The sequence below is a fragment of the Variovorax sp. KBW07 genome, assembly GCF_003852515.1.
Lineage (GTDB): Bacteria > Pseudomonadota > Gammaproteobacteria > Burkholderiales > Burkholderiaceae_C > Variovorax.
Genome location: NZ_QAJK01000025.1, coordinates 6,983 through 10,857 on the forward strand (window position 1 = coordinate 6,983; position 3,875 = coordinate 10,857).

Sequence of the window (3,875 nt, forward strand, 5' to 3'; positions counted from 1 at the left end):
CCCGCGCCGGCATCGCTGGCCGAGTCGCTCGCGGCGGCGCTTGCCAGGTCGCAGCCACTGGTCGTCATGGCCAGCCTGCAAGGCTGCCCCTTCTGCAAGATCGTGCGCGAGAACTACCTCTTGCCCGAACTTGCCGCCGGCCTGCCGGTGGTGCAGATCGACTTTCGCGACCGCCGCGGCGTGCGCGGTTTCGACGGCGCGCCGCGCACGCACGACGCGCTCATCAAGTCGTGGCAGGTCACCGTCGCGCCGACGGTGCTGTTCTTCGGCCGCAACGGGCGCGAGGTCGCCGAGCGGCTCGCCGGCGGCGACTCCGACTTCTATGGCGCGTACCTCGAAGCGCGCCTGCAGTTGGCCCGCGCCGCCGTGCGCAACTGACGTTATGCATGGCGAAACCGAACGGGTTTCCCCCAAGCGCGAAGGGTTCCCCGTGCACGCGTTCGCTCCTAGAATCAATACATAACGATTTACTTATTTAACGATGAAACCGGCAGCTTCTGCATGGGTTTCGAGGAGACCGAATTGAAGTTGTTGCCGCCGCTCGCCGTCGCAGTCACCGCTGCCGCATTGCTGCTCTCGACGCAGGCCCATGCCAACAAGGAGTTGGCGCAGAAGAACGCCTGCCTGGCCTGCCACGCGGTCGACAAGAAGCTCGTGGGCCCGGCCTACATCGACGTGTCCAAGAAGTACGCGGGCCAGGCCGATGCGCTGGCCGTGCTCACCGCCAGCATCCAGAAGGGCAGCACCGGCAAGTGGGGCGCGGTGCCCATGCCAGGCCAGCCGGCACTGAGCGAAGCCGATGCCAAGGCGCTGGCCGCCTGGGTGTTGGGCGGGGCCAAGTAATCCGCGCAAGGCTCGCCATGGGCTCACCCATCCAGCAGCAACCCGGCCAGGTGCGCAAGGCGCCGGAAAATTTCGTCGATGCCGAAGGCGTGCGCACCGTGTTCGCACAGGCGCAAGGCGGGCGCCGCGATTTCATCCGCAATGCCTTTGCCGCCGCCGTGGCGGGCACGGCCGCTTCGTCGGCGCTCGCGCAATCGCAACAACAACAGCCGCGCGTGACGGCCGATGGCGACCCCGCGATTCTCCAGTTGCCGGCGCACAGCACGGGGCTCGGGCAACCGGTGGTCACCGACGGCTACGGCAAGCCTTCCAAATACGAAGCCAACGTGCAGCGCCGCCAGAGCCCCGGGCTCACGCCGACCGCGCAGGCCTCGGTGTCGTTCGCGCCGCTGCAGTCGCTGTTCGGCATCGTCACGCCCAGCGGCCTGCACTTCGAGCGGCACCACCAGGGCTGGTGGGACATCGATCCCTCGAAGCACCGGTTGATGATCAACGGCATGGTGAAGGCCGCGAAGGTCTTCACGCTCGACGAGTTGATGCGGCTGCCCTCGGTTTCGCGCTTTCACTTCATCGAATGCGGTGCCAACACCGGCATGGAGTGGGGCAACGTCGCGGTGCCCACGGCCCAGTACACGCACGGCATGCTGTCGTGCAGCGAGTTCACCGGCGTGCCGCTGATCACGCTGCTCGAAATGGCCGGCGCCGACCTGAAGGGCGAGCGCTTCGTGCTGGCCGAAGGTGCCGATGGTTCGTCGATGACGCGCACCATTCCCATGAGCCTCATCCGCTCCGGCGAGGTGCTCGTGGCCTATGGCCAGAACGGCGAAATGCTGCGGCCCGAGCAGGGCTATCCGCTGCGGCTGGTGGTGCCGGGCGTGCAGGGCGTGAGCTGGGTCAAGTACCTGCGCCGCATCGAGCTGGGCGACCAGCCCTACGGCACCAAAGACGAGACGGTGCACTACGTCGATCTCATGCCCGACGGCCAGCATCGCCAGTACACCAGCATCCAGGAATGCAAGAGCGTTGTCACCACGCCTTCGGGCGGGCAGATGCTGCTGGACAAGGGCTTCTACAACATCACCGGCCTGGCATGGTCGGGCCGCGGCAAGGTCAAGCGCGTGGACGTGAGCGTGGACGGCGGGCGCAACTGGCGCACCGCGCGGCTCGAATCGCCGGTGCTGTCGAAGTGCCTCACGCGCTTCAACATCGACTGGGCCTGGGACGGCACGCCCGCCGTCATCCAGAGCCGCGCGATGGACGACACCGGCTACGTGCAGCCCAGCTACAGGCAACTGCGCGCGGTGCGCGGCACGCGCTCGATCTATCACAACAACGCGATCCAGTCGTGGCAGGTGCAGCAGAGCGGGGAGGTGGCGAATGTCCAGCTTTCCTGAACGCACCGCGGCGCGCATGCTGCTGGCACTGGCTGCCTGCACCGTGTGCGTGGCCACGTGGGCGCAGCCCAAGACCCCTGCCACCGGCTACGCGGGCATCGGCCGCGACGCCACGCCCAAGGAAGTGGCCGCGTGGGACATCGACGTGCGCCCCGACTTCAAGGGCCTGCCGCCCGGCTCGGGCTCCGTCACGCGCGGACAAGACCTGTGGGAAGGCAAGTGCGCGTCGTGCCATGGCGTGTTCGGCGAGTCGAACCAGGTGTTCAGCCCGATCGTCGGCGGCACCACCGCCGACGACATCAAGACCGGCCACGTCGCGCGCTTGAAAGATCCGGCGTTCCCGGGCCGCACCACGCTGATGAAGGTCGCGAGCCTGTCGACCGTCTGGGACTACGTGTACCGCGCCATGCCCTGGAACCAGCCCAAGTCGCTGACGCCGGACGACGTGTATGCCGTCACGGCCTACATGCTGAATCTCGGCGGCATCGTGCCCGACGACTTCACGCTGTCCGACAAGAACATCCGCGAGGTGCAGGCCCGCATGCCCAACCGCAACGGCGCGACCACCGCGCATGCGATGTGGCCGGGCTCCGAGTTCGGCCGCAGCGCCAGGCCCGACGTGTCGGCCGTGGCCTGCATGCGCGACTGCGTGCCGGCCGAGCAGAAGGTCGCCCAGTTGCCGCCGCATGCGCGCGGCAGCCACGGCAACCTGGCCGACCAGAACCGGCTGGTCGGCGCGCAGCGCGGCATCGAGACCGCGCCGCCCGCGGGCAAGGCCGCGGCAACGCCGGCACCGCAGGCACCACAGCCTGCCGCCGCATCGTCGAAGGCGCCCGTCGCGCTGCTCGAGAAGAACAGCTGCCTGGCCTGCCACGGCATGGCGCAGAAGCTCGTCGGCCCCGCGTTCTCGGACATCGCGAAGAAGTATCCGGGCCAGGCCGATCACCTGCTGCAAAAGATCAAGGCCGGTGGCACCGGCGTCTGGGGCGCCATTCCGATGCCGCCGCAGACCATCGGCGACGACGAGGCCAAGGCCATCGCGCGCTGGCTTGCGGAAAGCCCCGTGCCATGAGCGCCGCCGCAGCAGCAACGGCAACGGCAACGGCAGCCTTCGTCCAAGGGCAAGCCATGACACACAGGCCGCTCGCACGGCCTACCATCGATTCGACAGGAGACACCCGATGAAAAATCGCAGACAGATACTCAAGCAGTCCGCTGCGCTCGCAGGCCTGGCCGCCACCGCCGGCTGGCTTCCCACCACCGCGTTTGCGTACTCCAAGGACGCCTTCGATGCCAAGAGCGTCGCCGATGCGCTGAAGGCCGTGGGCGCCGGAACGCCGGCCGAAAGCAAGGACGTGACCATCACCGGACCCGACATCGCCGAGAACGGCGCCGTGGTGCCCTTGAGCGTGGCCACCACGCTGGGCGGCGTGAAGCAGCTCATGCTGCTGGTCGAGAAAAACCCGAACGCCGTGGTCGCGATCTTCAACACCTCCGAGTTCGTCGAGCCGAACTTCACGACGCGCGCCAAGCTGGGCCAGTCGTCGGACGTGTATGCCATCGCGATCATGAACGACGGCAAGGCCTTCTTTGCGAAGAAGGAAGTCAAGGTCACGCTCGGCGGCTGCGGCGGCTGAC

Annotated in this window: 5 protein-coding genes; all 5 read left to right on the top strand. The window is 67.7% G+C overall.

Features of this window, described 5'->3' with window-relative positions; genetic code table 11:
* The coding region (locus DBV14_RS05430; protein WP_124458174.1) for a hypothetical protein at positions 1 to 378 on the top strand (378 nt) is incomplete at its 5' end.
* A 150-nt stretch (positions 379 to 528) separates the two neighbouring features.
* Complete coding sequence (locus DBV14_RS05435; protein WP_260396824.1) at positions 529 to 843, top strand: c-type cytochrome; 315 nt, start codon at positions 529 to 531, stop codon at positions 841 to 843.
* Between the two features lie 17 nt (positions 844 to 860).
* A complete protein-coding gene (soxC, locus tag DBV14_RS05440; protein ID WP_260396823.1) occupies positions 861 to 2,237 on the top strand; it encodes a sulfite dehydrogenase in 1,377 nt (458 codons plus the stop codon).
* Positions 2,221 to 3,309: a c-type cytochrome gene (locus DBV14_RS05445; protein ID WP_124458171.1), complete on the top strand. Its 1,089-nt coding sequence runs from the start codon at positions 2,221 to 2,223 to the stop codon at positions 3,307 to 3,309. The genes soxC and DBV14_RS05445 overlap by 17 nt, the downstream gene beginning before the upstream one ends.
* A gap of 109 nt (positions 3,310 to 3,418) precedes the next feature.
* Positions 3,419 to 3,874 (top strand): thiosulfate oxidation carrier protein SoxY, encoded by a 456-nt coding sequence (gene soxY / locus DBV14_RS05450; RefSeq protein ID WP_124458172.1) that lies wholly within the window; start codon positions 3,419 to 3,421, stop codon positions 3,872 to 3,874.
* The last annotated feature ends 1 nt before the right edge of the window (position 3,875 follow it).